Annotated in this window: 1 protein-coding gene; it reads right to left on the bottom strand. The window is 30.6% G+C overall.

The genetic code is table 11. From position 1 onward, the window contains the following. A partial coding sequence (locus ABFX15_RS12010) for a hypothetical protein (RefSeq protein ID WP_346025632.1) occupies window positions 1-614 on the bottom strand: 614 nt, incomplete at both ends.

Raw genomic sequence — 614 nt, 5'->3', positions numbered from 1 at the left:
AGAGGTTCAATGGAAAGTTGTTTGTAAATGATCGGGCATGTAAGGAAATGTTTTAAAGTATAGAGTATATTTGAACGGCCTTGAATTGAGTAATGATTTAACAAGTAAGACATAAAACTCAAAATAATATCATAATTTATTTTATTTAGAGAGAAACAGTCATTTTGCTCTAGAAACTTGATAAATACCCTGATTCTTTGTCGACGTGTGCTAATACTAGTTGGATTGTTCCCAATGGTTTGTAGCCAATTTTCATAGTCTGATAATGGAGTTATATAATTATTATGAACTGAATATAGATGGTCTGAAAAATATTTTTTCTGTGGGGAGATGCCTTGTATAACATCTTTAAAAACTAAGATTACCCTAGCCTTAGATCTCAGATAATCCGTTTTTGGTTTTTGATAGGGGATTGTTTTGGTTACTGAATAGTAATAGTGAGATAATGCCTTGTCTATATTCTCGCTAGCCACTAAATAAGAATCATTAAATTTTGACATAATTTTAATATAAAAATTTTGCGTGCGATGATTAGGGTAATGATCCTTAATATACTTTTCAAACTTCTGTAGTAATTTATCTGCATCTTCACAACCGTCGGTTGAAATACTCAT

Source organism: Alkalibacterium indicireducens, from assembly GCF_039522005.1.
GTDB lineage: Bacteria > Bacillota > Bacilli > Lactobacillales > Carnobacteriaceae_A > Alkalibacterium > Alkalibacterium indicireducens.
The sequence above is the reverse complement of the archived record's forward strand: the minus strand, read 5'-3'. Positions and strand labels throughout refer to the sequence as shown.